At 53.7% G+C, this 23,413-nt stretch carries 23 protein-coding genes; 14 read left to right on the forward strand and 9 right to left on the reverse strand.

Annotated features, from left to right (window positions below; all coding sequences use genetic code 11):
• Positions 1–21 precede the first annotated feature (21 nt).
• On the forward strand, positions 22–2,295 hold the full coding sequence (locus ACYVHB_RS17395; protein WP_461053042.1) for a hypothetical protein: 2,274 nt from the start codon (positions 22–24) through the stop codon (positions 2,293–2,295).
• On the opposite strand, the gene ACYVHB_RS17400 is transcribed toward ACYVHB_RS17395, so the two are convergent.
• Complete coding sequence (locus ACYVHB_RS17400) at positions 2,278–3,651, reverse strand: MATE family efflux transporter (protein ID WP_461053043.1); 1,374 nt, start codon at positions 3,649–3,651, stop codon at positions 2,278–2,280. The genes ACYVHB_RS17395 and ACYVHB_RS17400 overlap by 18 nt on opposite strands.
• 41 nt (positions 3,652–3,692) lie before the next feature.
• Between ACYVHB_RS17400 and ACYVHB_RS17405 the strand changes: the two genes are divergently transcribed.
• The 5 genes from ACYVHB_RS17405 to ACYVHB_RS17425 all read left to right on the forward strand — a co-directional run bounded on the left by ACYVHB_RS17405 (position 3,693) and on the right by ACYVHB_RS17425 (position 7,659).
• Positions 3,693–4,742, forward strand: a complete 1,050-nt coding sequence (locus ACYVHB_RS17405) for a DUF4290 domain-containing protein (protein WP_461053249.1) — start codon at positions 3,693–3,695, stop codon at positions 4,740–4,742.
• An 80-nt stretch (positions 4,743–4,822) separates the two neighbouring features.
• On the forward strand, positions 4,823–6,130 hold the full coding sequence (gene murA, locus ACYVHB_RS17410) for a UDP-N-acetylglucosamine 1-carboxyvinyltransferase (RefSeq protein WP_461053044.1): 1,308 nt from the start codon (positions 4,823–4,825) through the stop codon (positions 6,128–6,130).
• Positions 6,131–6,249: 119 nt separating this feature from the next.
• Entirely contained in the window at positions 6,250–6,450 is a 201-nt protein-coding gene (locus ACYVHB_RS17415; RefSeq protein ID WP_461053045.1) for a helix-turn-helix domain-containing protein, read from the forward strand.
• Positions 6,447–6,767: a HipA N-terminal domain-containing protein gene (locus ACYVHB_RS17420; protein WP_461053046.1), complete on the forward strand. Its 321-nt coding sequence runs from the start codon at positions 6,447–6,449 to the stop codon at positions 6,765–6,767. Before ACYVHB_RS17415 ends, ACYVHB_RS17420 begins: the two co-directional genes overlap by 4 nt.
• Positions 6,760–7,659 carry a HipA domain-containing protein gene (locus ACYVHB_RS17425; RefSeq protein ID WP_461053047.1) on the forward strand — a complete coding sequence of 300 codons (900 nt, stop codon included), beginning with the start codon at positions 6,760–6,762 and terminating at the stop codon, positions 7,657–7,659. The genes ACYVHB_RS17420 and ACYVHB_RS17425 overlap by 8 nt, the downstream gene beginning before the upstream one ends.
• Before the next feature lie 104 nt (positions 7,660–7,763).
• Here the strand turns inward: ACYVHB_RS17425 and ACYVHB_RS17430 are convergent, their stop codons facing one another.
• On the reverse strand, positions 7,764–8,891 hold the full coding sequence (locus ACYVHB_RS17430) for an NHL repeat-containing protein (RefSeq protein WP_461053048.1): 1,128 nt from the start codon (positions 8,889–8,891) through the stop codon (positions 7,764–7,766).
• 190 nt (positions 8,892–9,081) lie between these two features.
• On the opposite strand from ACYVHB_RS17430, the gene ACYVHB_RS17435 reads away from it, so the two are divergent.
• A complete protein-coding gene (locus ACYVHB_RS17435; protein ID WP_461053049.1) occupies positions 9,082–9,753 on the forward strand; it encodes a DUF305 domain-containing protein in 672 nt (223 codons plus the stop codon).
• An 88-nt stretch (positions 9,754–9,841) separates the two neighbouring features.
• Here ACYVHB_RS17435 and ACYVHB_RS17440 read toward each other — a convergent pair whose 3' ends face one another.
• From ACYVHB_RS17440 to ACYVHB_RS17470, 7 genes are all read right to left on the reverse strand, one after another.
• Complete coding sequence (locus ACYVHB_RS17440) at positions 9,842–10,612, reverse strand: ferritin-like domain-containing protein (protein ID WP_461053050.1); 771 nt, start codon at positions 10,610–10,612, stop codon at positions 9,842–9,844.
• A gap of 14 nt (positions 10,613–10,626) precedes the next feature.
• On the reverse strand, positions 10,627–11,394 hold the full coding sequence (locus ACYVHB_RS17445; RefSeq protein WP_461053051.1) for a ferritin-like domain-containing protein: 768 nt from the start codon (positions 11,392–11,394) through the stop codon (positions 10,627–10,629).
• Between the two features lie 332 nt (positions 11,395–11,726).
• Positions 11,727–13,559, reverse strand: a complete 1,833-nt coding sequence (locus ACYVHB_RS17450; protein ID WP_461053052.1) for an ABC transporter ATP-binding protein — start codon at positions 13,557–13,559, stop codon at positions 11,727–11,729.
• A 35-nt stretch (positions 13,560–13,594) separates the two neighbouring features.
• Positions 13,595–14,692 carry a glycosyltransferase family 4 protein gene (locus ACYVHB_RS17455; protein ID WP_461053053.1) on the reverse strand — a complete coding sequence of 366 codons (1,098 nt, stop codon included), beginning with the start codon at positions 14,690–14,692 and terminating at the stop codon, positions 13,595–13,597.
• 204 nt (positions 14,693–14,896) lie between these two features.
• Entirely contained in the window at positions 14,897–15,685 is a 789-nt protein-coding gene (locus tag ACYVHB_RS17460; RefSeq protein WP_461053054.1) for a LytR/AlgR family response regulator transcription factor, read from the reverse strand.
• Entirely contained in the window at positions 15,682–17,262 is a 1,581-nt protein-coding gene (locus ACYVHB_RS17465; RefSeq protein WP_461053055.1) for a histidine kinase, read from the reverse strand. Before ACYVHB_RS17465 ends, ACYVHB_RS17460 begins: the two co-directional genes overlap by 4 nt.
• On the reverse strand, positions 17,259–19,004 hold the full coding sequence (locus ACYVHB_RS17470) for a histidine kinase (protein ID WP_461053056.1): 1,746 nt from the start codon (positions 19,002–19,004) through the stop codon (positions 17,259–17,261). Before ACYVHB_RS17470 ends, ACYVHB_RS17465 begins: the two co-directional genes overlap by 4 nt.
• A 342-nt stretch (positions 19,005–19,346) precedes the next feature.
• On the opposite strand from ACYVHB_RS17470, the gene ACYVHB_RS17475 reads away from it, so the two are divergent.
• From ACYVHB_RS17475 to ACYVHB_RS17505, 7 genes are all read left to right on the forward strand, one after another.
• A complete protein-coding gene (locus tag ACYVHB_RS17475) occupies positions 19,347–19,709 on the forward strand; it encodes a hypothetical protein (protein WP_461053057.1) in 363 nt (120 codons plus the stop codon).
• Between the two features lie 39 nt (positions 19,710–19,748).
• Positions 19,749–19,973: a hypothetical protein gene (locus tag ACYVHB_RS17480; protein ID WP_461053058.1), complete on the forward strand. Its 225-nt coding sequence runs from the start codon at positions 19,749–19,751 to the stop codon at positions 19,971–19,973.
• Between the two features lie 27 nt (positions 19,974–20,000).
• The gene (locus ACYVHB_RS17485; RefSeq protein ID WP_461053059.1) at positions 20,001–20,600 is read left to right on the forward strand and encodes a hypothetical protein; all 600 of its coding nucleotides are present in this window, start codon (positions 20,001–20,003) and stop codon (positions 20,598–20,600) included.
• Between the two features lie 84 nt (positions 20,601–20,684).
• A complete protein-coding gene (locus ACYVHB_RS17490) occupies positions 20,685–21,470 on the forward strand; it encodes a hypothetical protein (RefSeq protein ID WP_461053060.1) in 786 nt (261 codons plus the stop codon).
• 105 nt (positions 21,471–21,575) lie between these two features.
• Positions 21,576–21,980 carry an energy transducer TonB gene (locus ACYVHB_RS17495; RefSeq protein ID WP_461053061.1) on the forward strand — a complete coding sequence of 135 codons (405 nt, stop codon included), beginning with the start codon at positions 21,576–21,578 and terminating at the stop codon, positions 21,978–21,980.
• A gap of 195 nt (positions 21,981–22,175) precedes the next feature.
• Positions 22,176–22,709 carry a YybH family protein gene (locus ACYVHB_RS17500; RefSeq protein WP_461053062.1) on the forward strand — a complete coding sequence of 178 codons (534 nt, stop codon included), beginning with the start codon at positions 22,176–22,178 and terminating at the stop codon, positions 22,707–22,709.
• A 29-nt stretch (positions 22,710–22,738) separates the two neighbouring features.
• Positions 22,739–23,362, forward strand: coding sequence for a cupin domain-containing protein (locus ACYVHB_RS17505; RefSeq protein ID WP_461053063.1), 624 nt, complete (start codon positions 22,739–22,741; stop codon positions 23,360–23,362).
• Positions 23,363–23,413: the final 51 nt, after the last annotated feature.

Genomic DNA, 23,413 nt, shown 5'->3' on the forward strand with positions numbered 1-23,413 from the left:
ATTTTCTAATCCACCCCAACCATGTTGAGTCGAGTCGAGTATGAGCAGTCCCTCCAGCAATTAACTAAGCCCGAATGGCGGGATGCGGTCAAGCAGGTAAACAATCACTTAGTACGGAAGGCAGTATTTCTGAAGCAGAGTGACCTCAATAAGTGGATCCAAGCGAAGCATAAGAACACCCCCCCAACGCAAGGCAAAATACTGGGGTCCAGCACCTACAAAAAGTTTATCATCGACAGACTCTACGCTAACAACAAGCAGCAGATCGACAGCCCGACCAACAGGAAGAACGCCATTCGGTATTTGCTGCTTTTTTACGACGAACACCGAGTGTGGCTGGCCTGCGAGCAGGGAGCCGTCGTGCGTACCGAACAGCTCGGATCGGTGATTCGCAGCAAAACCGGCGAAGACGTTCGGGTTGATACGGTGCGTTTTAAGCCACTGGGACCAGACCACGACGACTCCGTTGTGTATGATGTGTTCTACTGGCGCACCACCCGCGACGATGTGGGCATCGCTAAACTCCGGTTCTACGACGACTGGCAGAAAGCCGATTTAATTTACCATTACCTGACCATCAGAAACGGCAAAGAATACGCGCTGCTGACGGGCGACGTGCAGCGGCACGGAAAAAACGCCTACATCAGTTTCGCCGATGCGCACGTGGCCAAAGGATTGCCATCCATTCACAGCTTCTGGAGTTTGTCCATTCCCGATGAGACGAACGAACGGGATTATATTGCTGGGGTATTCGCGTCGTCGAACCGACACAATGAGCCGGTTTGTGGCAAACTAATTCTGAAACAAAACGAGTCGAACCCCAACCTCAGTCGGTCTGACTACGTTGGCCCGCCCGCACCGGGCGGTGTGGAGAAGGTGCTGAAAAATATTCCCAATACCATTTTTTATTCAATTGCCAACGCCCGCCTGAAAATAGCAGACAAGCCCATCGCGAGCGAACGCGCCATTCCGCATCGTCAGGAAGCAATACAGCTAAAAAATTTCGCCGGTACATACCAGATGTATCAACCCTGGCACAATGCGGAACTCAACGTTAAGCAACTCGTTGTCAGTGCCAACGGCCGGGTGATGCTGATCGGTGGCAATGAGGAAACAGCCGGTTTTGTCGACTACTGCGACAAAACGATGATTGTTAAGTTTGCCTACGACCCCGACGCAGGGTACTACCGGTTCTACTTTATGCTGGAGAAAGTGCCCGGCAGCCGCAATCTGACGGGTATTTATTCGGGTCTGACCAAGGGACAAACGCTCATATCCGGCCGATTGTACCTCGGTTGGCAGGACGCCGAAACCATTCAGATGGATAACCTCTGCGCACCGGCCCGCCCTTATTTTGACGATTTGGCGGGTACCGATCCCGACGCATTCGCGTTCCTGACCAACCGGTCGCTCAGAACCACCGACAATAGCTGGACCAGCCACCTCGACAGTCTGTTCGGTGAGGCACCGAAGCCAAAAACAACGCCGACACCCGATTACCTGACGGGCACATACAACGCCTTTTTCCTAACGAAAATTGAATCCGACCCGCGCCGGAGTGATCCCGACAACCGGGTGCCACTGCCCGACCAGCCCATCCAGCTTATTCAGATGCCACTGGTGATCAACGGCGACCGGGTGGTCATCACGGATGGCGACCTCACGGTTGACGGTGAAATCTGTTACGACGGTGCCAATGGACTGATGATGTCCTTCCGGGAGTCGCGATTCTGGAGCAGTCTGATCCTCTCGATTCCTAAACCGGGTACAAGTCAGACCCGCGCCAACGTGTACCACTTTGGCATACTGGCCCGCATGGCCGAAGAGCCGGAAGCCAGCGCGTTCATTCTCCACCGCGAAGAAGACCCGGCACGTCTGGTGTACCGCTGTTTCGAGAGTTTCAGCGAGTTGATGCTGATCGAACACCACTACCACGGCTTGGTATCGTTCTTATTTGGTGACTGGGCGCGTTTTGTCCGAATGAACGGCTACGAGAAATACACCGACGATGGTTTCTCAATCAAACACGCCACGTTTCGGCAGGCGTTTTTTGCAGCCGCCTGTCACTACGGCAGCCGGAACGAAACGACCCTCTGTCTCGACAACCTGAAACGCGCGTTCCGGCAGGGTTTCGGCCAATACATCTACGCCCGCATGGACTCGACCCACGCTGATTTCCCCCCGGAGTTACGGCAAGAACGAACGATGCTGCGGGATGCGCTGGACGTTACCCTAACCCATGAGACAGTTAAGCGGTACGTCCACACGTACTGGAAGCTAAGCCAGTACCCCTGAATCCGCCGGTTCCATGCGTCGGACCCGCCGAAAAAACCGAATCGTCAGCAACACGGCGGCAATGGTCAGGCCCGCCAGCAGGCCAATCCAGACGCCCACGACGTCCATCCCGAAGGTGAACCCCAGCAGGTAGCTCATTGGCAGGGCCACACCCCAGTACGAAAACAGGGTGATGAGTGTGGGCGCGTTCACGTCCGAGAGCCCCCGCAGTGCGCCCACTGCCACCACCTGAATGCCATCGGAAAGCTGGAAGATACCACCCATAATCATGAGCGTAGCCGCCATGCTGGCCACAGCGGGGCTGTCGCGGATGTAGAGCGAAACGAGCCAGTCGTTGGCCGTAAAAAACAGCAGCGCGGCCGCGCTCATAAACCCAATGGACAAGGCAAAAGCCGCCACACCCGCCCGAAAGACCCCCTCGCCACTCCCCCGCCCTACGGCTGCTCCCACCCGGATAGCCGCTGCCGACGAGATGCCGGTCGCCATCATGTACGTTACCGACGCCATGTTGATGGCAATCTGGTGAGCCGCCAGCCGGTCGTCGCCGAGCCAGCCGGTGACCACGGCCGCCAGCGTGAAGGTAGCCACTTCGAAGAAAAACGTTAGCCCGCCCGGTATGCCTAAGCGCAGAATAGTCTGAACCTCAGTAGCGGTGGGCAGCGCCCGGAACGCCCGAAGCAGATACGGCCTGAACCGGGCTGACCGGTAGATATACACCAGCATACCGACCGCCATAAATGTCCGCGATAGCAGCGTAGCCATGGCCGACCCCATCAGTCCCATTTCGGGAAACGGGCCAAACCCTGTAATGAGCACGTAATTGAACAGGGCGTTCAGAACCAGCGCACCCACCGTAATGGCCATCGCCACGCGTGGGAACCGCAGGCCGTCGGCAAGCTGGCGGGCGGCCACAAAGAGCAGCAGCGGTACTAACGACGCGCTCAGGATCAGCATAAACTCCTCACCCAGCCGGGTCACTTCAGCCGACTGCCCAAAAAGGTTGAAATTGTAAGCCAGCAGCACCGACACGGCTCCGAACACAACGCTGAACAACCCGGCCACCCGCAGGCCCGCCCGAAACAACCGGTTCACCTCGGCCGCGTCGTTTTGGCTGTGTGCTTTAGAAACCAGCGCGGCCACCACCGACAGCCCCCCAACACCGATGCACGATACTAAAAACGACACGCCATTGGCCAACCCGGCCGCCCCGAGGGGTACGGCCCCCAGCAGTCGGCCCACAAACAGGTTGTCGGTCACGCCCATCAGCACAACGCCCAATTGAGCAATGATGATGGGGACACTTAACCGGAACGTATCGGTGAGTTCAGCGCGGTAGTTGCGTAAAAAAGGTAGCATACAAATAGATTGGTATCCAAATGACAAAATCGGGACGCCGGATGTTCCCCGGTTGGCAACTTGCGGATTTTGGACCGAATGTTTGTACTTTTGCGTATATCACGAATCCAGCACAGCCCTTGAAAGAATACGGCAGTAGTATGCAGAAGTTGGTTGACAACATGGTCAACATTGACGACCGGGAGAAGCGTACCCGCTACGCCCACATTCTGGTTGAACTGATGCGGCAAATTCACCCCAACATGAAGGATGGTCAGGACTACTACAATAAACTGTGGGACGACCTGTATATCATGTCCAATTTCACCCTCGACGTCGAGAGTCCTTATCCCCCGCCATCGGAAGAATCCCTGGGCAAGAAACCGCAGCGGGTTCCTTATAATACGCACCAGTTGAAGTTTAAGCACTTTGGCCGCAACGTCGATCTGCTAATTGCCAAAGCCGTTGCCCTCGAAGAACCCGAGGAACGTCGCACGTTTGTCTCCTACCTGACCCGGCTGATGCGAACCTTTTACCAGGCCTGGAACAAGGAATCTGTTGAGGACGAAACCATTTACCAAAGCCTGATTGAACTCTCGAACGGCAAACTTGCCGACGATATCAAGCTTATCCGGGAAGAAGGCCTTGTAGAGGCCACACCCCGCGAACGCACTGGCGACCAGATTCAGCCCCAGCGCATTAGCAACGCATCGTCCAACCCCAGTATGCGCACACCACGCGAAGGGGGTGATGCCAACTCCCGACTCGGGCGGCAGGGCCGCAACGACGGCTCCGGGCCGCGCAACATGGGTGGCCGTAACGACGGTGATGCGGCATTCCGACCGGGGTCGCGAAATCAGGGACGTCCCAACAACCGGGATGGCAATCAAAACCGCGATGGCGGACCACGTAACAGTGGGCCACGCAACTTCGGCAACAACGCCGGTGGCTCAAACCCGCGCAACGACCGGCCCCGCGACGGTGGAACGGGCGGTTCGGGCGGGTCAGGACCACAACGCCCTAACAACCGGGACCGTGGCGACCGCGACGGCGGATCAGGACCGGGCGGTTCAGGACCGAACCGACCCAACAACGACCGCAGAAGACGATAAATTAACAATGATAAATGATAAATGATGAATGCTCCATTTAAAGCATTCGTCATTTATCATTTATCATTTATCATTTTACAATGGCATCTTTTCAAATTACGGGCGGACGTACCCTCAAGGGAGAACTCATTCCGCAGGGAGCAAAAAACGAAGCGCTACAAATTCTGTGCGCCGTTCTGCTGACTAAGGAATCCGTCACGATTCATAATATTCCGGGTATCCGCGATGTCAATCAACTCATCGACCTGCTGGGCGATTTGGGCGTGTTAGTTACCCGAATGGGCGAAACATCCTGTCGTTTTCAGGCATCAGACGTTAACCTGGATTACCTCGAAACGGATACCTACAAACAAAAAGCGGCCGCCCTGCGCGGATCGGTCATGCTACTTGGCCCCATGCTCGCCCGCTTCAAAAAAGGGCGAATCCCCCGGCCCGGTGGCGACAAAATAGGCCGTCGACGGTTGGATACGCACTTTCTGGGTTTCGAGAAGTTAGGCGCTCAGTTTAACTACGACGCTAACGACGGCGGTTACTACCAGGTCGATGCCAGCAATCTGAGGGGCACGTACATGCTCCTGGATGAAGCCTCGGTAACGGGTACGGCCAACATTCTGATGGCGGCTGTCATGGCCGAGGGCACCACCCAGATTTATAATGCCGCCTGCGAACCGTATCTCCAGCAACTGAGCAAAATGCTCAACAGCATGGGCGCAAAAATTACCGGCGTCGGTTCCAACCTGCTCACCATTGAAGGCGTGTCAGAACTGCATGGCACGGAGCATACTATGCTCCCCGACATGATCGAGATCGGTTCGTTTATTGGGATGGCCGCCATGACACAGTCGGAGATTACGATAAAAAACTGCCGGATTCCGGAGTTGGGCATCATTCCCGATCAGTTCAAGCGGCTCGGCATTCAGATGGAATTTCGGGGTGACGACATTTTTATTCCGGCGCAGGAACGCTACCAGATCGAAAGTTTTTTGGACGGCGGTATGATGACCGTTGCCGACGCCCCGTGGCCCGGCTTCACGCCCGACTTGCTCAGCATTGTGCTCGTAACGGCCGTGCAGGCGCAGGGAACGCTGCTCATTCATCAGAAGATGTTCGAGAGCCGCCTGTTTTTTGTCGACAAACTCATCGACATGGGTGCGCAAATTATTCTTTGCGACCCGCACCGCGCTACGGTCGTGGGCCTCAACCGGCAACTACCCCTAAAAGGCATCCGCATGTCGTCGCCTGACATTCGGGCTGGCGTGGCGCTGCTGATTGCGGCCATGTCGGCAAAGGGCACAAGCATCATCGACAACATTGAGCAGATCGACCGGGGCTACCAGCACATCGACACCCGGCTCAATGCCATTGGCGCGGAGATTATGCGGATGTAAACGAGAGAACGTTATTCTCAGAAACGGCAAAGGGGCAGAATTCTGCCCCTTTGCCGTTATATATTACATTATATCAGCTATTATTGTGTAAATAGGCATAACTCTGCCTATTTACACGTATGAATAGTGAGGAATTAGCTTCGATAATAATAAGTAGACGTAAATCGCTTCGTGTTCGTCAGGAAGATGTAGCCGCTTTGGCAGGTGTTAGCCTGCGCACGATCAGAATGGTTGAGAGCGGTCAGATAAGTCCCAGATTGGATACCGTTACTAAGATTTTAGACGTATTGGGCCTAACAATTAACATACACATTGGATGAATCGGTTGGCCGTTTTTTACAATGCTAAATCAGCGGGCTGGTTAGAGCGGGACAGCGATGGGTTCACATTTCGCTATGATGAAACGTATCGGCTTGATCCGGTAACCCGCCCCATTGCCATCAGCTTTCCCAAAACTAAATCATCTTTTAAGTCACCGGTCTTCTTTCCCTTCTTTTATAATATGCTGTCAGAAGGCGAAAACCGGCGACTACAATGCCGGGCCTATCAAATTGATGAGCATGACTTTTTTACTTTATTAGGTTATACGGCTCGGTCGGAAACGATTGGTCCTGTTACCGTTCAACCCGATGAATGACCTATTGCAACTGACCACCTGTCCGGGTACGATGGTTGAGGGCTTCCAAACCTACAGCCCACCGTGCCGCCGTAAGCTGTTTAATGGCCGCAACGTCTCTCATGTGTTGCCGTTTGAACGAGACAGAACGAGTCAGACCAGTCTGCAGGAAAATCGAAAGCGAATTTCTATTTCGGGCGTACAGGTTAAATCATCATTACAGTTAGAGAAGAGTCAACTTGCCCCGACGGACCACGCCGGTCAATACATTCTCAAACCTGTACCTTACGAGTTGGCCAATCGGAACGACATACCCGCCAACGAACACCTCACCATGCAGATCGCCGGGCAAATCTTCGGCTTACCAACGCCCGCCAACGCACTGATTTTCTTTCCAGATGGTCAACCAGCCTACATCGTTAAGCGCTTCGACTACAAACCGGATGGCAGTAAGATGGCTATTGAGGACTTTGCCTCTATTCTGGGTCGGACGGAACGGAATGCTGGACGTAATTTCAAGTACGATGGCTACTATGAGGACATTGCGCGGGCCATGCAACAACATGTGCCAAGCTGGCGCATTGAAGTCGAAAAGTTTTTTCGGTTAGTAGCGTTTAACTTCCTGTTTTCCAACGGCGATGCACACCTTAAAAACTTTTCGCTGATTGAAGGACCACAAGGCGATTTTGTACTGGCTCCCCCCTACGACCTGCTTTGCACAGCCTTACACGTTACAGATTCAGAATTGGCTTTAGACGGGCTGTTCGATGGCAATGAAGAAACGCAGAACTTTCGCGATAATGCCTTTCGCACCTACCACGAGTTCATATTGTTTGGTCAGCGAATTAGTATGATTGACCGCCGGATAGTTGCAATACTTGATGGATCTACTAAGTCATCAGGATGCAGTTAGATCACTACTGAACCGTTCCTATTTGAGTGATGAAGGAAAGCGGACCTACCTGAGCGCTTATGAAGACCGATTAAAACGGTTTGGTCAGAATCGTTGATCACTCGCTAATGAGACAGGCGCAGTCGTTTCGTGCTGCACCTGTTTCGTGTCTCGCAAATATATTGTCTACCCCAATCACTCCAGCACCGAAATGGTGTGCGGGGCGTCGTACTTTGTGTTAATGGTGCCCGCTTGTGGGACATCGAAGTTGGAGATGTACAGTTTGTTGTTGCACAACAGAATTTCGGCGGGTTGGTCCAGGCGCCCGTCGGAGCGTGGGTGCCGCCGTTTTGGGACACCACCCGCGTATCGCCGGTGGGCGACACAACCCGGATGGCGTTGGTTTTGGCATCGCACACGTAGATATTGTCCGTGCTTCGGTTTATGATGATGCCGTCCACATTGGGCACATTGGCGAACTGCGTTTTGGACGCTAAGCTACCGTTCGGGTTCAGTATCATCTTATACATAGTCCCATCGCCAAACAAACCCGTGAATAGATTCCCCTGACTGTCGTAGTCAACGCCGTCTGCTCCCAAATCATCGCCGTCGGGTCCAACCTGCGTCGTGAACGTGGTCAGGATGTGCGGGTCGAGCGACAGCAGCTGGAGCTGAATCGGGCCACCGGCGTTCAACTCGTTGAGCGTGAATTTGAAAATGGCACTGCCGTTCGGAACGCCCGGCAAATCCCACTGACTGTCGGACACGTAGACGATATTTTCCCTCCATACCACCGCGTTCGATAACCGAAAGCCTTCAACAACCGGCTCAATGGTCATTGGCTGACCGTTAACGATGCGTATCCGCATAAGCCGTGATTTAAAGTTGGGATCGTTATTAAACTGGTTGTCGGCGTAATACACGTTGCCATCCGGTCCGTAGGCCAGATCAAACGGTGAGGCTTTACCCGTTGCCGGGCTGGGCGCGGGATTGGCAAACACGGCGTAACCCTTGTCCGTCAGCCGGAGAATTACGGGTGGGTACGCCGGATTGCCAGGATTCGGCACTGACAGCAGCATGTTGTTGTCCGGGGTCAGAGCCAGGCCGTCGGGCGTATTGTACTGCTCCGGCAGGTTATAGGCAATGCGGGGTTGAACGTTTAGATTCTGCGCGGGAAAGTTGCGGTGATCTTCGCAGCCAGCCAGCCAATTAGGGCAATCAGTGAACGTATTTTTTTCATAGTTGTTGAGCAAATCGTTTTCTACATGAGTAATCGACACACTACCGATGCGTGCAACACAGGTATCAATTCGGTGGTTATACAAGCAAAGCGACCGGTCACTTAACCGGGCAGACAGTCAAAAACAGCGCCCGATCACTAAACCTTTCTTACTTTTAGCGGTCTGAATAGTGTATTACGCACAAAATCAACCATTCGAGTTTATGAAAACGCAAAACACCATGATTGTACGCCAGGCTACCCTGATTCTGATGGGGACCCTGCTTTTCGGTTCGATGTTTGCCTGCGCCCAGGCGAAACCAGTTTCGGGCACCGCCACAAAGGGTACAGCCCGAGTTAGCGCCCAACCCGACCCGGCCAAAACCGCTCTGTTGCAACCCCTGCAACAGATGGTGACGAAGCTGAAAAAGTTACAGGCCACCGGTGACCCCGATTTTGATTATGCCTTCGTTGCTAAAATTCATGCGCAGGGCGAACAGGATTTTTTAAAACAAGCACTGCTGAGTGGCAAAGATTCGTCGATGAAGCAAATGGCCCAAACGCTCATTGCGGGAACTCAGGCCGACATCACAATGCTGGATGGAACCCTGCGTCAGATCAAACCGTCGCGCCCCAATCAGGCCTTCACGCAGCAACAAAGCCGCAACATTGAAGCTATAAACCTGAAACTTCAGCAAACCGGTGCCAGTGATAAGCTGACGAGCGATGTGGATAAAAACGCGGTTGCTCTGCTGTCCGACCATCAGCAGGATGCCATCGACATGGCGACGACGTACCTGCAATACGGCAAAAACACGGCATTGCGCACCTATGCGCAACAGTTAGTTGAAAAAGCGCAATCGCAGCGGGCCAGACTTGGCGCAATGCCTAAGTAAAACCTCGCATTCAGTGTAGAATGCCCCGTATTGCTAAAATAATTCTTTTTAGCAATACGGGGCATTTACATTAGACTACTGAACCTCGTTAGGCCAGGAAAGGGGTAACAATTTTCAGCACGTCTTCTTTGGACAGCGGTTCGTCCCACGCCTGAGTTGCATTCTCAAAAGGAATACCTCCGCTCAGTGACGAAGTTTCGAGGTGGCGAGTGGATTCATCCCCATCGTATACGCCCGGCGGAAAGCCCGTATTACCGGTGATGTACCCCTTTTCACCACGCAGTTCGCGCACACGGGCTGCGTGACGCGCTTCGACCGAATGAATTTGTAATGCCGCCGTCAGAATTGGATCGTTGTTAATGAGCTTGGGAGCTTGTCCTTTGTAAGCCCGCACACCCGTATCCTCAAATGCCTGCGATAAGAGTACGTACACATCGTAGTTCGCAAACGGGTTGGGAAATGCACCTTTAGCCGTGAAATCGAAGGCGGGCTTCTCAACCGCCTGACCACCCAGCACCGACTTCAGCAGTTTCACGTGGGAGTTTTCGTGTTTCTGTATCTGGCCGTACACCGTGCGGGCCGTGCCCGTCAGCAGACCCGGTATGTCCATGCCTACGTTATAGTACTCGGATTCGAGATATTCCAGCGTCAACGCAAAGTTGAGCACCTCAACCACAACCGGGTCGAGCGACTGTCCATAGGCTTTATTCAGCGCCGACGCCAGCACGGTTGGAGCGGCAACGGCGGCTGCTTTGCGGCCGATCATGCTGAACATGTGACGGCGCGATACGTGTTTCAACCGGTCGTAGACATCGCCATCGACCTTCTCTAATTCGGAAACTATGTTTTGTAAGTTCATTGCGTTGAGGTCGTTTAAACAGTTGGCTGTGGCAAGTTGTCGATCCGGAGGTCTTCCTTGATGAAGCGCTTCGCTTTGGGCAATACTTCGGCTGGTTTGAGTGCCTGCTCCAGTCCCGTATTGGGGTCGATGACGTCGTCTCCGGCAAAGGCGGTGCTGCCCGGACTGATAAGCTCCCGAACGATGGCCGCGTGACGCGCTTCGACCGAAACAATGATCCCCGAAATGCCGAGGTTGGTGGCGTTGGTCAGCAGTTGACCCGCTCCATTGTAAGCCGCCGTTGCCAGATCGGCAAAACTCTTGGCCGTTTGCAAAACACTGTCCCGGTTGTTGAAGTCGACGCTGCTATAATCGAGCGTTAATGTTGGAATGGCGAAGCTGCCCAGCACCTGCTTAAAGAATTCGCGGTGCGTGATTTCCTGATTACGGAAGTCGATGAACGTCTGACGCTCCTTCTCAGATATTCCGGGATAAAAATTATCCGTTACCAGTTCCAGGAAGCGCAGTTCGGCCTGTTCGAGCGCGTAGGCATAGTTCAGCACCCCGATGTCGCCCGAACCCAGGTCGATAACGTCACCCTCGCGGGCACCCGCCGTTGAACCGCCCCCCGGTCCAGCTAATGGTTCTATGATTTTGTCGTTGCAGGAGCTCATCACGAGACCCGTTGCGGTCGCTACGCCCACGTAGCGCATAAACATCCGCCGACCGGAAAAGACCGGTAGAATTGGCAGAACTGATAGCGGCTTGTTGCCCACTATCGGGTGTTGAGGTAACTTTTTCACTATAGAAAAACGATTTAGTTGAGTACTGCTGACTCAGTATATGGTCGGCATCATGCACTACTAAAAGTTTATAAAAACGTTTTATTTTGGGCACAAAAAACGGCCGGTTTGGTGGGTTTGTGAGCAAACGGCTCACTTGGACTATACTGTCGATAGAGCAGCTACCAACAGCGGTATCATTTACTCGGGAGGAGCCGAAACAGACGTGCCTGATGAAGTGCTTTTCGCGAGCTACCTGCTGAACCGTAGGCGAGGGATCAGCTTTTGAAAAGTCATTTACTGAGCAGAGGATTTACGATTTCTTTGATGAAAGTAGCCCGTGAATTATTGCTTCAAACGCCCTGCATGGTACTCAGTCTTCGGTAGAAGCCCTCGTCCAGCGTTAGCAGTTCATCATGTCGGCCGCGCTCAACGATGCGGCCCTGATTGACAACCAGAATTTCGTCGGCGTGCTGAATGGTGCTCAGCCGGTGGGCAATCACGAGCGTTGTGCGGTTGGCCATCAGGCGCGTGAGGGCTTCCTGAACCAGCTTCTCGGATTCGGTGTCGAGGGCCGACGTAGCTTCGTCTAAAATCAGGATGGGTGGGTTTTTCAGGATAGCACGGGCGATACTGATGCGCTGCCGCTGACCACCCGACAGCTTGCCGCCCCGGTCGCCGATGATGGTCTGGTAGCCGTTGGATTGGGCCACAATGAAATCGTGTGCATTGGCAATCCGGGCGGCCTCCATCACCTGGGCTTCAGTAGCGGGCGTACCAAAGGCGATGTTATTGAAAATAGTATCGTTGAACAGAATGCTCTCCTGGGTTACAATTCCCATCTGACCGCGCAGGGATGCCATCGTACAATCACGCAGGTTTACGCCGTCGATTAGAATCTGCCCGGCGGTTGGGTCATAAAAGCGTGGAATCAGGTCGGCAATGGTCGATTTGCCCCCGCCCGACGAACCAACGAGGGCAATAGTTTTCCCCTTTCCCAACTCAAAACTAACGTTTCGCAGCACGGGTGTTTCAGTCGTGTAGGCAAATGACACGTTCTGTACCGAGATGTGATCCTGAAAATTAGCCAACGTTACCGCGTCGGATTTGTCCTGAATAGTCGGCTGGGTGTCGATGAGTTCAAGCACCCGTTCGCCCGACGCCAGGCCCCGTTGCGATCCGCTGAAGGCGTTGGAAATATCTTTGGCCGGGCGCGTTACCTGCGAAAAAATGGCGATGTACGCAATGAACTGAGCCGCCGTCAGGTCCGACTGACCGCTGAGTACCAGCGACCCGCCGTAGAGCAGAATGCCCGCCACGACGGCCACGCCCATCACCTCCGAAAATGGCGAGGCCAGTTCGCGCCGATAGGCCAGCGACCGCACCGCCTGCCGGTAGCCTTCGTTTTCGGCGCGGAACTTGTCCAGAATAAAGCCCTCGGCTACGAACCCCTTCACCACGCGCATTCCACCAAACGTTTCATCGAGCAAACTTACCAGGCTGCTGAGCCGCTGTTGCCCGGCCTGGGCGTCACGTCTCATGCGCCGAACGAGCGTGGCAATGAACACGCCCGACAGCGGAATAACCACGATGGCGAACAGCGTCAGTTTAACCGAAATACTGAGCAGCGCGATGATATAGCCGATCAGCAAAAACACTTCTTTCGACGCGGCCGACATCGTGTTGGCAATCGAATTCTCAACCTCCTGCACGTCGGATGTGGTGCGCGAGATCAGGTTTCCTTTGCGTTCGTTCGAGAAAAAGCCGAGGTGCAGCCGAAGGGTCTGCGCAAAAACGGCTTCCCGCAGCCGGGCCACCATCCGGGCCTTAAACGTCTCCAACTGCCTTATGGACAAGTATTTGAACAAGTTGCTGAACAAGACCGACCCGACAATAACCCCACACACGAACTGAAGCGCCCCCACTTTTCCGTAGTCCCGAAATATTTGCGCGAAGTAATAGCTGAACGCATCGGCGGGCGAGGTGGTCAACGACGGGGCGGGCTGGCTCAACAACGTACGCATCTGCTCCGAATCAACCTTGTCGAACAGAATGCTGAGTAAGGGAATCAACAGTGTAAAATTCAGCACACCGAACACGCTGGCCATGAGCGACGTCAGCACAAACGGCGTCAGGAAGCGACCCAGCGGCCTGGCAAAATTGAGTAGTCGGAGGTAGGTCTTCATTGATCGGGCAAAGGTACAGCGCAAATACCGTTTCGCTAACGGCGGCTGATAGTCCCTACCAACTCCCGGTACAACGTCCAGTACTCCCCCGCCACGTCGGGCCAGCTAAAGCCAGCCGCTCGTTTCTTCATTCGCTCCTGACGCAATGGATTCTGGCCGAAATCATGCAACCCATCGTGCAGAATCTTAGCCATGTTTTCCGGCTCAAAATCGGCAAAATAGTACGCTTCCTTTCCGCCCACTTCGGGCAGGCTGGTCAGGTTGGAGAGGAACACGGGCTTGCCAAACGTCATAGCTTCGGCCACGGGCAGGCCGAAGCCCTCGGACAGTGACGGAAACAAAAACGCTTCGCAGTGGGCATAAAGCCACCATTTAGTCGATTCATCCACCGCACCGGGCATCAGCAGCCGGTCGGCCACGCCGAGTCTTTGAGCTTGCTCACGAACGTGTTGCGCGTACGGGTGACCATCCGGCCCGGCCAGTACTAAGCGATAGTCGGGGAAGGCTTCGAGCAGGGGTAGCAGCGTATGCACGTTTTTTTTGGGGTGAATGACGCCGACGAACAGAAAATAAGGGCCGTCATTCTCACCCAGAAATGCCGGGCGTGGGCCATCGGTCCGGAGGTCACGTGCGCTGACGGCCACGCCGTTGGCGATAACCCGTACTGGTTTAGTATCGGGCAAACGAAGGTGTTGCTGAACGACGGAAGCCGTATACGCTGAGATAGCGGTCAGGGCATCGGCCCGGTCGACGCTGCGTTGCAGGGTGGCTAATTTGCGGCTTTTTTTTGCCTCGGAATAGTCAGGACGTTCGAGAAAATTCAGATCGTGAATTGTCAGAATAAGTTTTTCGTTCTTGCCAGGCCATCCAGCCGGGGGCAAATACGCTGAATCCTGATGCAGGCAGTGCCACAGGTTATACTCACCGGGTATCCAGAGTTTCTTTAACCACGACGCTTCAACGTAATTAACTTGGTTACCAAAAATATCCGTCTGGCCCTTTGGTACCAGAAACGTCAGCGTCCAGTCGTCGGGCTTCTGACGGATTAGCTCATGACCAAGGTGTAAACAGACCTGCCCTAAACCGCTGTTGAAGTCGCGCAGGCGTTCGGTGTCGATGAAGAGTGCAGGCATCGAATTTCCTAATTTTGCCAAAATTGGGAAATCTTGACCATTCAATACGCTTGTCGTACGGGAGAACGCACCGAAACCGGATTATTCTGAATGAACCGCATCACCAGTCTCGCCCTCTCGTCTCCGTTATCCTCCTGCACGAAATGCCCGCCACCCGCGATGGTCACGTGCGGTTGACCCTGCGTGCCGGGAATGACTTCCTGTTTAAATCCACCCAAATCGCTCCATCAACCGGTCCTTCTGCTGGCGGGCCACGGGGATACTGACGCCATTGGTCAGGAGCAGATACGTGCCTTCGCCCTTCACTAATTTCTGAATGTGATTTAGATTAACCATAAACTGCCGATGAACCCGCACGAAATCGTGGGTTTCGAGCACATCCTGCACGTCACCAAGCGTTTTTGAGACCATGTACACTTCGCCATTTTCGAGATGAAACCGGGTGTAGTTGCTGTCGGCTTCGCAATAAACAATCTGTTTCGTATCCACGAACACCATCCCGCTGGCGTGCGGGAGCGCAATGCGGCTTGGGTTATTCAATCCTTTTATTGCCGCCGGACCACCAAGTGTCGGACCAGCGGGCCATCCAGCCGGGGGATAATACTGACGCATCAGTTCCAACTGCTGAGGATTGACACGGGCGGTGGTTTCGGCGCGTCGGATGGTGGCAATCAGGTCAACGGTGTCAATGGGTTTGAGCAGGTAGTCTAATGCGCTGAACCGGAACGCCCGCACGGCATACTGGTCGTAGGCCGTCACGAACACGATATGGAACGTTATCTCACCAACTTTTTCCAGCAGTTGAAACCCATTCATCAGCGGCATCTCGATGTCTAAAAACACCAGCGACGGATGCAGTTGCTGAATCGCTTTCAGGCCTTCGATACTATCGGTAAACTGGCCAACGAGTTCGACCTGCGGGCAATGCCTCGCCAGTTGCAGGGCCAGTAGCCGGACATTGTCGGGTTCGTCGTCTATTATGATCGCTTTCATATCGGTATCTGCAAGACAACTTCCGTTCCGGCGGGCTGCCCGTCGGCGTCAACTAAGTCTTCAATCGTTACCTGCGTGTCGGTTTGATACAACTGGTTGACTAAGGCAATTCGTTCGGAGGTCATTCTCAGGCCGAACGACTTGCGGTGGCTGGCCGATTTACTCTTTAGCTCGGCGGCTCTGGCCCGACCAACACCGTCGTCGCTGATGATCAGTTGAAGCAGGTTTTCGTGCGGTTGGGTAACCCGCACGTGAACGGTACCACCCTCGGATTTGTGCATCAGCCCGTGCCAGATCGCGTTCTCCACGTAGGGTTGCAACAGCAGGGGTGGTATCTCTACAAAGCCCGCATCAATACTGGGTTCGACATATACGCAAAACGACAATTTCTGCTTGAAGCGCATGATCTCCATATCGGCGTAGAGTTGCAGCATATCCAACTCGTTTCGGAGCGTCACGCGCTCAGAGCGGGAATTTTCCAGTACCATGCGAATCAGTCGCGAGAACTTAGTCAGGTACTCCGATGCCTTTTCTGAATCGTTTTCGGTGGCATAAAGCTTGATCGAGTTGAGGCAGTTGAAGATGAAGTGCGGATTCATCTGACTACGTAGTCCAGCCATTTCGCACTCGGCGGTCCGACGCTCGAAACCCGAGCGAAGCTGGCTGATGCGCTGCTCTTCGAGCTGATGCGCTTTGGTTAGCACTTCGGTCTCCCGCTGGCTCAGTTGGCGCTCCAGTTCAACGGTATGGGTTTGTTGCAGCTGCTGATTCTCTTCCAACTGTTTGATCAACTGTTGCTGCACCCAAATTTTCTCTTCTTTATTTAGCTGAAAGCGTCGCCCGAGGGCCAACGAAAAACACAGAATTTCGAGTAATATGCCAACTGCCACGTAAAAGTATGGCATGTGACTTAATCGGTCATTTGAGGCAACGCCAGTAAAATTGAGCAGGGCTGATGTAATAGCGCCACTTAATAACAGTATCGTCCCGGCCAGAACATAACGCTTCAATGGATGGCTAAGACGCACTAGTTGGATCATAATAATTAACATCCAGACATAGCTAAAGAGATCGGTAATTATGTACACAAGCATAGAATTCCAAACAAATAGACCGGCCAGGGAAGTCAGCATGGATATAGCTAAGTAGCCGAAAAAGTGGCGAAACCAACGCTCTAACCGAGGGTATTGCCGGGGTACTTCAAGCAGGTAGCTTAAAAAGCGGATGTATGATACCATCATGCCATAGCCCAGTATCAACATGAACGTAAGCGAAATAGCATGATCGGGTAAGCGTGGAACGACGTTGAACCATGAACTGATTGCTTGCCACAGCCAGACCGATGTTGCGGTCAGATAGGCCGCGTACCAACCATACGGTGCGTCTCGATTGAGCAGGTATTGGGCGAACGTAAACAGACTGATGAACAGCAAAGCCCCCAGTGCGGCACTAAAAAAATCCAGCGTAGCTGCCGGGATCTGGTTAATCGGCGAGAGCGGAGACTGCCCCCACACCATCGGACCAAGCAGCCACAATAGGCCGATGAATAACAACCGATGATATTGTAGCGCTTTCATACGGGTATTTCCAGAACTACCCGTGTACCACAAGGCTCCCCGAAACTATCCACCAAATCCATCACCTCAGCCTGGGTCTGGATGTTGTACAACTGGTTGATCATACGTATACGGTCGGCCGTTACCTGCATCCCGAACGACTTGTGGGTACCCGCCGACTTGCTCTTCAACTCCTTCGCCCGCTCCCGCCCTACCCCGTCGTCGGTGATTTCAATGTGCAGCAGATTGTCTTTCGGCTGACTGACCTCCACCGTTACCGTACCGCCTTCGGGTTTGTGCATCAGCCCGTGCCAGATGGCGTTTTCGACGTACGGCTGCAACAGCAGGGGCGGAATGCACAGGTACCGCTGGTCGATGTCGGGTGAAACGTCAATAGAGAACTGCACCTTCTGTTTGAAGCGCATGGCTTCCAGTTCGATGTAGAGTTGGAGGGCTTCCAACTCGTTTTGCAGCGGCACCAACTCCGAGCGGGAGTTTTCCAGCACTAAGCGAATCAGGCGGCTGAACTTGGTGAGGTAGTCGGAGGCTCGGTCAGCATCGTTATCGAGGGTGTAGAGTTTGATGGAGTTGAGGCAGTTGAAGATGAAGTGGGGATTCATCTGGGCGCGGAGGGCAGTCATCTCGGTGTCGGCCAGTTTCTGCTCGAACTCAGTTTCGAGCTGGCGGATGTGCTGGGCTTCCAGCAGGCGGCTCTGTTCCTGAATTTCCCGGGTGCGCTGGTTTAATTGGCGTTCCAGTTCGACAGTATGGGTTTGCTGAAGCCGCTGGTTTTCTTCCAATTGGTGAATTAACTGCTGCTGCGTCTGAATTTTTTCTTCTTTGTTTAGCTGAAAACGTCGCCCTAATGCCAGCGAGAAACACAGGATTTCGAGCAGTATAGTCATAGTTACGTAAAACATGGGCATACGAACTAACTGGTCTGTGGCTGGGAGGCCGGTATATTTCAGGAAAGTCGCGCTCATAGCTCCGCTCAATATTAAGCCAAAACCGATCAGCACGTAGCGAATCAGGGGATGCCTGTTACGGAGCATACCGATAATGAGGAGCAGAAGACCTGCGTAGGTGAGGACGTCAATTCCGATGGAGACGTAAGTAAAACTGGTGGGCCGGTGATACGGCATTCCGGGCGACGGCCCGATGAACAGTTCGGCCAGTAAAACCAGCACGGATAAGGTAAAGAACCGGACAAAGTAACGCGTCCAGCGGTCTAGACGAGGCTGTTGCTGGGACACTTCGAGAAGATGGCCTATAAAACGGATGTACGACACGATCATGCCATACTTCAATAGCAGCATGTAAGTAGTTAAAACCGTCGGATCGGGTGGCTGTAGAGCACCACCGAACCAGACACGGGTTGACTGCCACAGCCAGATGGCGGTTATCAGTAAATAAAGTGCGTACCAGCCATACGGTGCGTCTCGATTGAGCAGGTATTGCGCGAACGTAAACAGACTGATGAACAGCAAAGCCCCCAGTGCGGCACTAAAAAACACCATAACCGGCAGAGTGGCCTGGGTGCGTTTGGGCATCTGCATCCGATTATCGGACTGGTATTTACGGATACGGGTTTGCGCTTGAATCTTGCTCTGTGGGCGGTATGTTCCTGATGAATCGCCGGTCATTCGGCTGTCGGACTGCCGGGCCGCCGGTTCAGGCAGTTTGCCCGTCAACACCAATCCCTTCTCCTGCCCGAAAGCAATAGCCCAATTCAGTAGCAAAGTCAAAAAAAGGAGCGGGCGCATACCGTCGTAAAATAATAGACAAGGTACTGATAAACAGGTGCATCATTTATCCTGTCCCGGCTGAACAGTCTATTCTTTTGAGTGAATGGTCGTTTTATTGAGTGAGCTATCCCCCTGACCGTTCACCCGCTCCACTCAACATTTCGACAGCTCACGCGAAATTCCATACCACTCATACTGCCCCTTTTTCAGGACTCTTACCAGCACGGTACGTTTGGAGTACTCAACCGGTAACCGGGTATCCATGCCAGTGTTGTCCAAAACGGGGTCGGCTGCGACTAAGAAATCATCAATAACTATCCATACCATGAATGTTTAGCAACAATCACCCTGCTTTTGCTCATGGCCCTGAGTGGCCCGGCAAAGGCCCAACTCGTCTGGCACAAAGGGGAACTTACCCTCGTGACCAGCATCCGGCTTACCGGCGAATTGTGCTACCAGTCCCAGGCCAACGCGCTGCTGTTTCGGATGGCGGGTAAGTGGCGGGTCTATCAGCCCTACGAGCTACATCGATTCCGATATACCGACTCGACAACCAATCGTGTTCGCACGTTTGCCCCCTACGAGATCTTACGGAAAAACGGCGACACCCAGTCCGTCATTTTTGAAGAACTGATTGGGGGGGGGCGACGGGCAACTACTCGAACTATCCGCTCAGTACGGCGCGAGGCAGACCCTCGAGTTAGCGTTGCCTCATACCCGTAAAGCAGTAAAGCAGCCTGCCAAACCCACAACCGTTGGTTTGTGTGGCTCAACGGGCAGTTGGTAGCCCTGGACACGTTCGTAGAAACCGAAATCGATGATGTCATAGCCACGGCGCCTGAAACGGTTCAGCAATGGGCCAGCCACTTTCCACGTCCTGCCAACCCAAAGGAATTAGCCCGGTGGTTAACCTATTTCTATGGCCGGGTAGCGCGGTTGCAGTCACAGAGCAGCCCCAGGGTCATTGCCGAAATGAGGCCGTTTTAAACCAACAAGTAGTCAATCCAAAATCCAATGAAAACTCTCTTCTTCCTCACATCGGTCCTGTTGCTACGCAGTGGCGTTGCCTTAACGCAGGACTTCCGGGCGGTGCCGCCCGCTGAACAACCCAACGCAGCCGAACTCATTTACTTCGGTGGCAAACATCCGAATGCAATTCCCGAAATACAATCGGATCAGGAAGCTATTGCGCTGGTCTCCGGTTTCCTGAACGACCTCATCAACAGCCAGCTCGAAGCGGCCCGCAACCGGTTGGCCGAGGGCTTCGTTGCCCACGGACCCGGCTACAACGACAAGTTCAAAACCGACGACCTGCTCAATCAGTGGGACCGCAACGGACGGCTGTTTGCCAATCAGCAACTAACCTTCGAAACCATAACCCCGGTCAACGTCGGGGCTGGCGATAACCGGGGGCAGTGGGTCTACGTGAAAGGTGTCTGGTCGGCACCCGATGGACACGGACAGGGCAAACCAATTCGCATACCGTTCCACCACCTGGCACGGGTCAGCAACAATCGAATTCAGCAGGCTTACACCAGCTACGGCAACGACCAGCTTTTCTACGACCTCGGCATCGCTCTCTACGCCAGTCCGTCCGGCGTGGGGCAACGCTGATCAATCGTACGTTTTTGAAGACGGTCAGCGCATCTCAGGAGTGCGCAGGCGGAAAAATTTATCCAACAAACTACACCAAACACCATGAAAACGATTCTGCTGTTCTGTTTAACCGGGCTGATGACTCTGTCCTGCCAGCAAGATACCGATGAACCCGCGCCCGATCTCTGCAAGCTCACCGAAGGTGGCCAGGTGGGCAAAGTAACCTACAACGCCCAGGGCCGGGTCGCCACCCTGACCCGTGAGATCTATAATGGCCAGACACCCGTTGTGCAGGTTAGCACCTTCAGCTACGATGGGTCCGGTCTGTTAACCAAAACCGTTTATACGATCGACGGCAAACCCAACTCCGATGAAACCTACACCTTCACGGACGGGCGCATTACGCGGGCCAGCTTCAGTGGCCCCAACAGTCCAACGGGGCTAAACAACCTGAGTTACGATGCCAGTGGGCGGCTAACCCGCTACACGGTTGAAGTGGGCGGGAAGTTACAGTATGCCCGGAACTATACGTACAATGCCGACGGAGTGCGGACGGAAGAGCGTATTACGAGCGAATCGGGGGATGTATTGGCCCAAACGGTGGTAAAACCCGTAGGGAGCGTGAAGTCACCCGAGCAGTTTCTGACCAAACAGGGGTTGCCGTACCTCATCCCGGACGGAACACCTTGGGCCATTGCCGAGGGCGGGGTTGGCACTGTAGTCGAATACTATTCGACTAGCCCTGATGGTAAACTGACCCTACAGGGGTCTGACAAAATAACCGCGCAGAAAACCAACGCCAAAGGCTACCTCACCGAATTCACCCTTACGGCACTGGACGGCACAAACCCTTATGTGGCAACCTACACGATTACCGACTGCAACTAACCCGGCCTGTTCACCTAGTCACCCGTCTCCCAACAGGCTTCGTCGCTCCAGTCGCTATCCGGTTTTCAGCATCAGCAAGCGGAGACGATCAAAACGCGACTGACTATGAAAAAGACTATCATTCTGACCGCACTCGCGCTTAACCTGGCACTGATGGCACACGCCCAGACGACTGGTTCGACTCTAAATGGTGCAATTTTCACCGTTTGCGAAGTGCCTCCGGCGTTTCCCGGTGGTCGTTCGGAATTGGATAGCTTTATCCGTCAGAACCTGCGTTACCCCGAAAAAGCCTTAAAAAAGAAGACTCAGGGAGATGTGCACGTCACCTTTATTGTGACCGACGACGGTAGCATTGAGCAAGTGGAAGTTTTGAAAAGTCCGGGGCGTGGCACCGCTGAGGAGACCGTGCGCCTGATCAACAGTATGCCGAAATGGATACCAGGCAGGCAGTCTGGCCGATTGGTGAATGCCAAATACGCCATGGTCGTGCCGTTTACGATAATTGAATAAAGCAACCTGTACAACGGGCGCACAGCCCCCGACCGTTCACCCGCTCTACTCAGATTTTCGACGGCTCACGCGAAATTTCATACCACTCGTCCTGCCCTTTTTTCAGAAGTCTCGCCGGTCGGGTACGTTTGGGACAGTCTTTTACTGCTGCTCTGGCTCTTAACGACTAACAAACGACACAAACCCAATACATCCATGAAAACGCTATTCATTGTTCTTGTCCTCTCAGCTACCGCGCTCCTGACAACCACCGTCCGCGCTCAGTCGGCCAGAACCGCACCGGGGGACCGGGATGAAAAGCGGTCCGACCGGTCCGCCGGTGCGGCTTCGGCCATTCGCAAAACGTTCGACGACTCACGGGCCGCTTTCGACAAGCGCGACCTGAACGCCTTCGTCAGCTATTTCGTGAGTTCGCCGGATTCATACTTCCAGGTTTCGACGGCCGACCGTCAGGTCATTCTGGCGCACGGCATCGAAAATATAAAGAAAATGGTCGGTGGCTATATGCAGAGCCACCCATCAGCCGCCCCGGCAGGCAGCTTCAAAACGTCTGACCTCCGCGTTCGGGTGCATGGCAACGTGGCTTTCATGACGGGTAATAGCTTAGACAGCACCACCAATGAACACAGCCAGGATTTTATCATACTGGAAAAACAGGGCGAAGCGTGGAAAATTTCGGCCCTTACGGCCCAGTATTACGAAACTGGTAAACGGATAGAGGTAAACTAAGTAAGCACCACATAAACCCATTAATCGATATGGAACGCAGAAATTTCCTGGCGGCTGGCTTATTGGCTGGCATAGACGCGCCATCACTTTCGTCGGTGCAATCCTGGCTACCCGTATTTACCGGTACTGACAGAGGTCCCTTGAAACCTTTTTACACGCCACCAGCACCCATACAGGTAGGCCCTAACGGCTTTGGCTCCAGAATACCCGTTCGCAGCAGCCAAACCAATGGGCAATTCTCCTGCATGGAGGGAATTATGAGCCCCAAACTGATGGGACCAGCCCCTCACCTGCACAAAGACCTGGATGAACTTATGTTCGTGCAGGAAGGTACGATCAGCATACTGGTCGGTGAGAAGGTGTATCAGGTCGAAGCAGGCGGCTGGCATCTGCGTCCCCACGGCATTGTCCATACATTTTGGAATGCAACCGATAAACCGGCCCGCTTTATCGACATGTTTTTCAACCAGGATTTTGACAATTTTCTGGAAGAGATGTTCGTCAAACTAATCCCTGACCTGATGAAGCGGAGTGTTCCGGTTACGTCGAAAGAAGCCACCCAGAAGATGGACAAGTTGAATGCTCAGTATGGCATCACCATGTTTGATGAGCAGCGGCAGCCCATCATGAATAAATACGGCCTGAAGGGATGAGTGTTCTTAAAAAACTGGTCCCGAGACGAAACGCTTTGTCCGGGACCAAAC

The organism is Spirosoma arcticum (genome assembly GCF_054779955.1).

Bases quoted from the DNA above. Each gene is read 5' to 3' on its own strand.
- ACYVHB_RS17395 (WP_461053042.1), top strand. From the start codon at position 22: ATGTTGAGTCGAGTCGAGTATGAGCAGTCCCTCCAGCAATTAACTAAG.
- ACYVHB_RS17400 (WP_461053043.1), bottom strand. From the start codon at position 3,651: ATGCTACCTTTTTTACGCAACTACCGCGCTGAACTCACCGATACGTTC.
- ACYVHB_RS17405 (WP_461053249.1), top strand. From the start codon at position 3,693: ATGTTCCCCGGTTGGCAACTTGCGGATTTTGGACCGAATGTTTGTACT.
- murA (WP_461053044.1), top strand. From the start codon at position 4,823: ATGGCATCTTTTCAAATTACGGGCGGACGTACCCTCAAGGGAGAACTC.
- ACYVHB_RS17415 (WP_461053045.1), top strand. From the start codon at position 6,250: ATGAATAGTGAGGAATTAGCTTCGATAATAATAAGTAGACGTAAATCG.
- ACYVHB_RS17420 (WP_461053046.1), top strand. From the start codon at position 6,447: ATGAATCGGTTGGCCGTTTTTTACAATGCTAAATCAGCGGGCTGGTTA.
- ACYVHB_RS17425 (WP_461053047.1), top strand. From the start codon at position 6,760: ATGAATGACCTATTGCAACTGACCACCTGTCCGGGTACGATGGTTGAG.
- ACYVHB_RS17435 (WP_461053049.1), top strand. From the start codon at position 9,082: ATGAAAACGCAAAACACCATGATTGTACGCCAGGCTACCCTGATTCTG.
- ACYVHB_RS17440 (WP_461053050.1), bottom strand. From the start codon at position 10,612: ATGAACTTACAAAACATAGTTTCCGAATTAGAGAAGGTCGATGGCGAT.
- ACYVHB_RS17450 (WP_461053052.1), bottom strand. From the start codon at position 13,559: ATGAAGACCTACCTCCGACTACTCAATTTTGCCAGGCCGCTGGGTCGC.
- ACYVHB_RS17455 (WP_461053053.1), bottom strand. From the start codon at position 14,692: ATGCCTGCACTCTTCATCGACACCGAACGCCTGCGCGACTTCAACAGC.
- ACYVHB_RS17460 (WP_461053054.1), bottom strand. From the start codon at position 15,685: ATGAAAGCGATCATAATAGACGACGAACCCGACAATGTCCGGCTACTG.
- ACYVHB_RS17465 (WP_461053055.1), bottom strand. From the start codon at position 17,262: ATGAAAGCGCTACAATATCATCGGTTGTTATTCATCGGCCTATTGTGG.
- ACYVHB_RS17470 (WP_461053056.1), bottom strand. From the start codon at position 19,004: ATGCGCCCGCTCCTTTTTTTGACTTTGCTACTGAATTGGGCTATTGCT.
- ACYVHB_RS17475 (WP_461053057.1), top strand. From the start codon at position 19,347: ATGGCCCTGAGTGGCCCGGCAAAGGCCCAACTCGTCTGGCACAAAGGG.
- ACYVHB_RS17485 (WP_461053059.1), top strand. From the start codon at position 20,001: ATGAAAACTCTCTTCTTCCTCACATCGGTCCTGTTGCTACGCAGTGGC.
- ACYVHB_RS17490 (WP_461053060.1), top strand. From the start codon at position 20,685: ATGAAAACGATTCTGCTGTTCTGTTTAACCGGGCTGATGACTCTGTCC.
- ACYVHB_RS17495 (WP_461053061.1), top strand. From the start codon at position 21,576: ATGAAAAAGACTATCATTCTGACCGCACTCGCGCTTAACCTGGCACTG.
- ACYVHB_RS17500 (WP_461053062.1), top strand. From the start codon at position 22,176: ATGAAAACGCTATTCATTGTTCTTGTCCTCTCAGCTACCGCGCTCCTG.
- ACYVHB_RS17505 (WP_461053063.1), top strand. From the start codon at position 22,739: ATGGAACGCAGAAATTTCCTGGCGGCTGGCTTATTGGCTGGCATAGAC.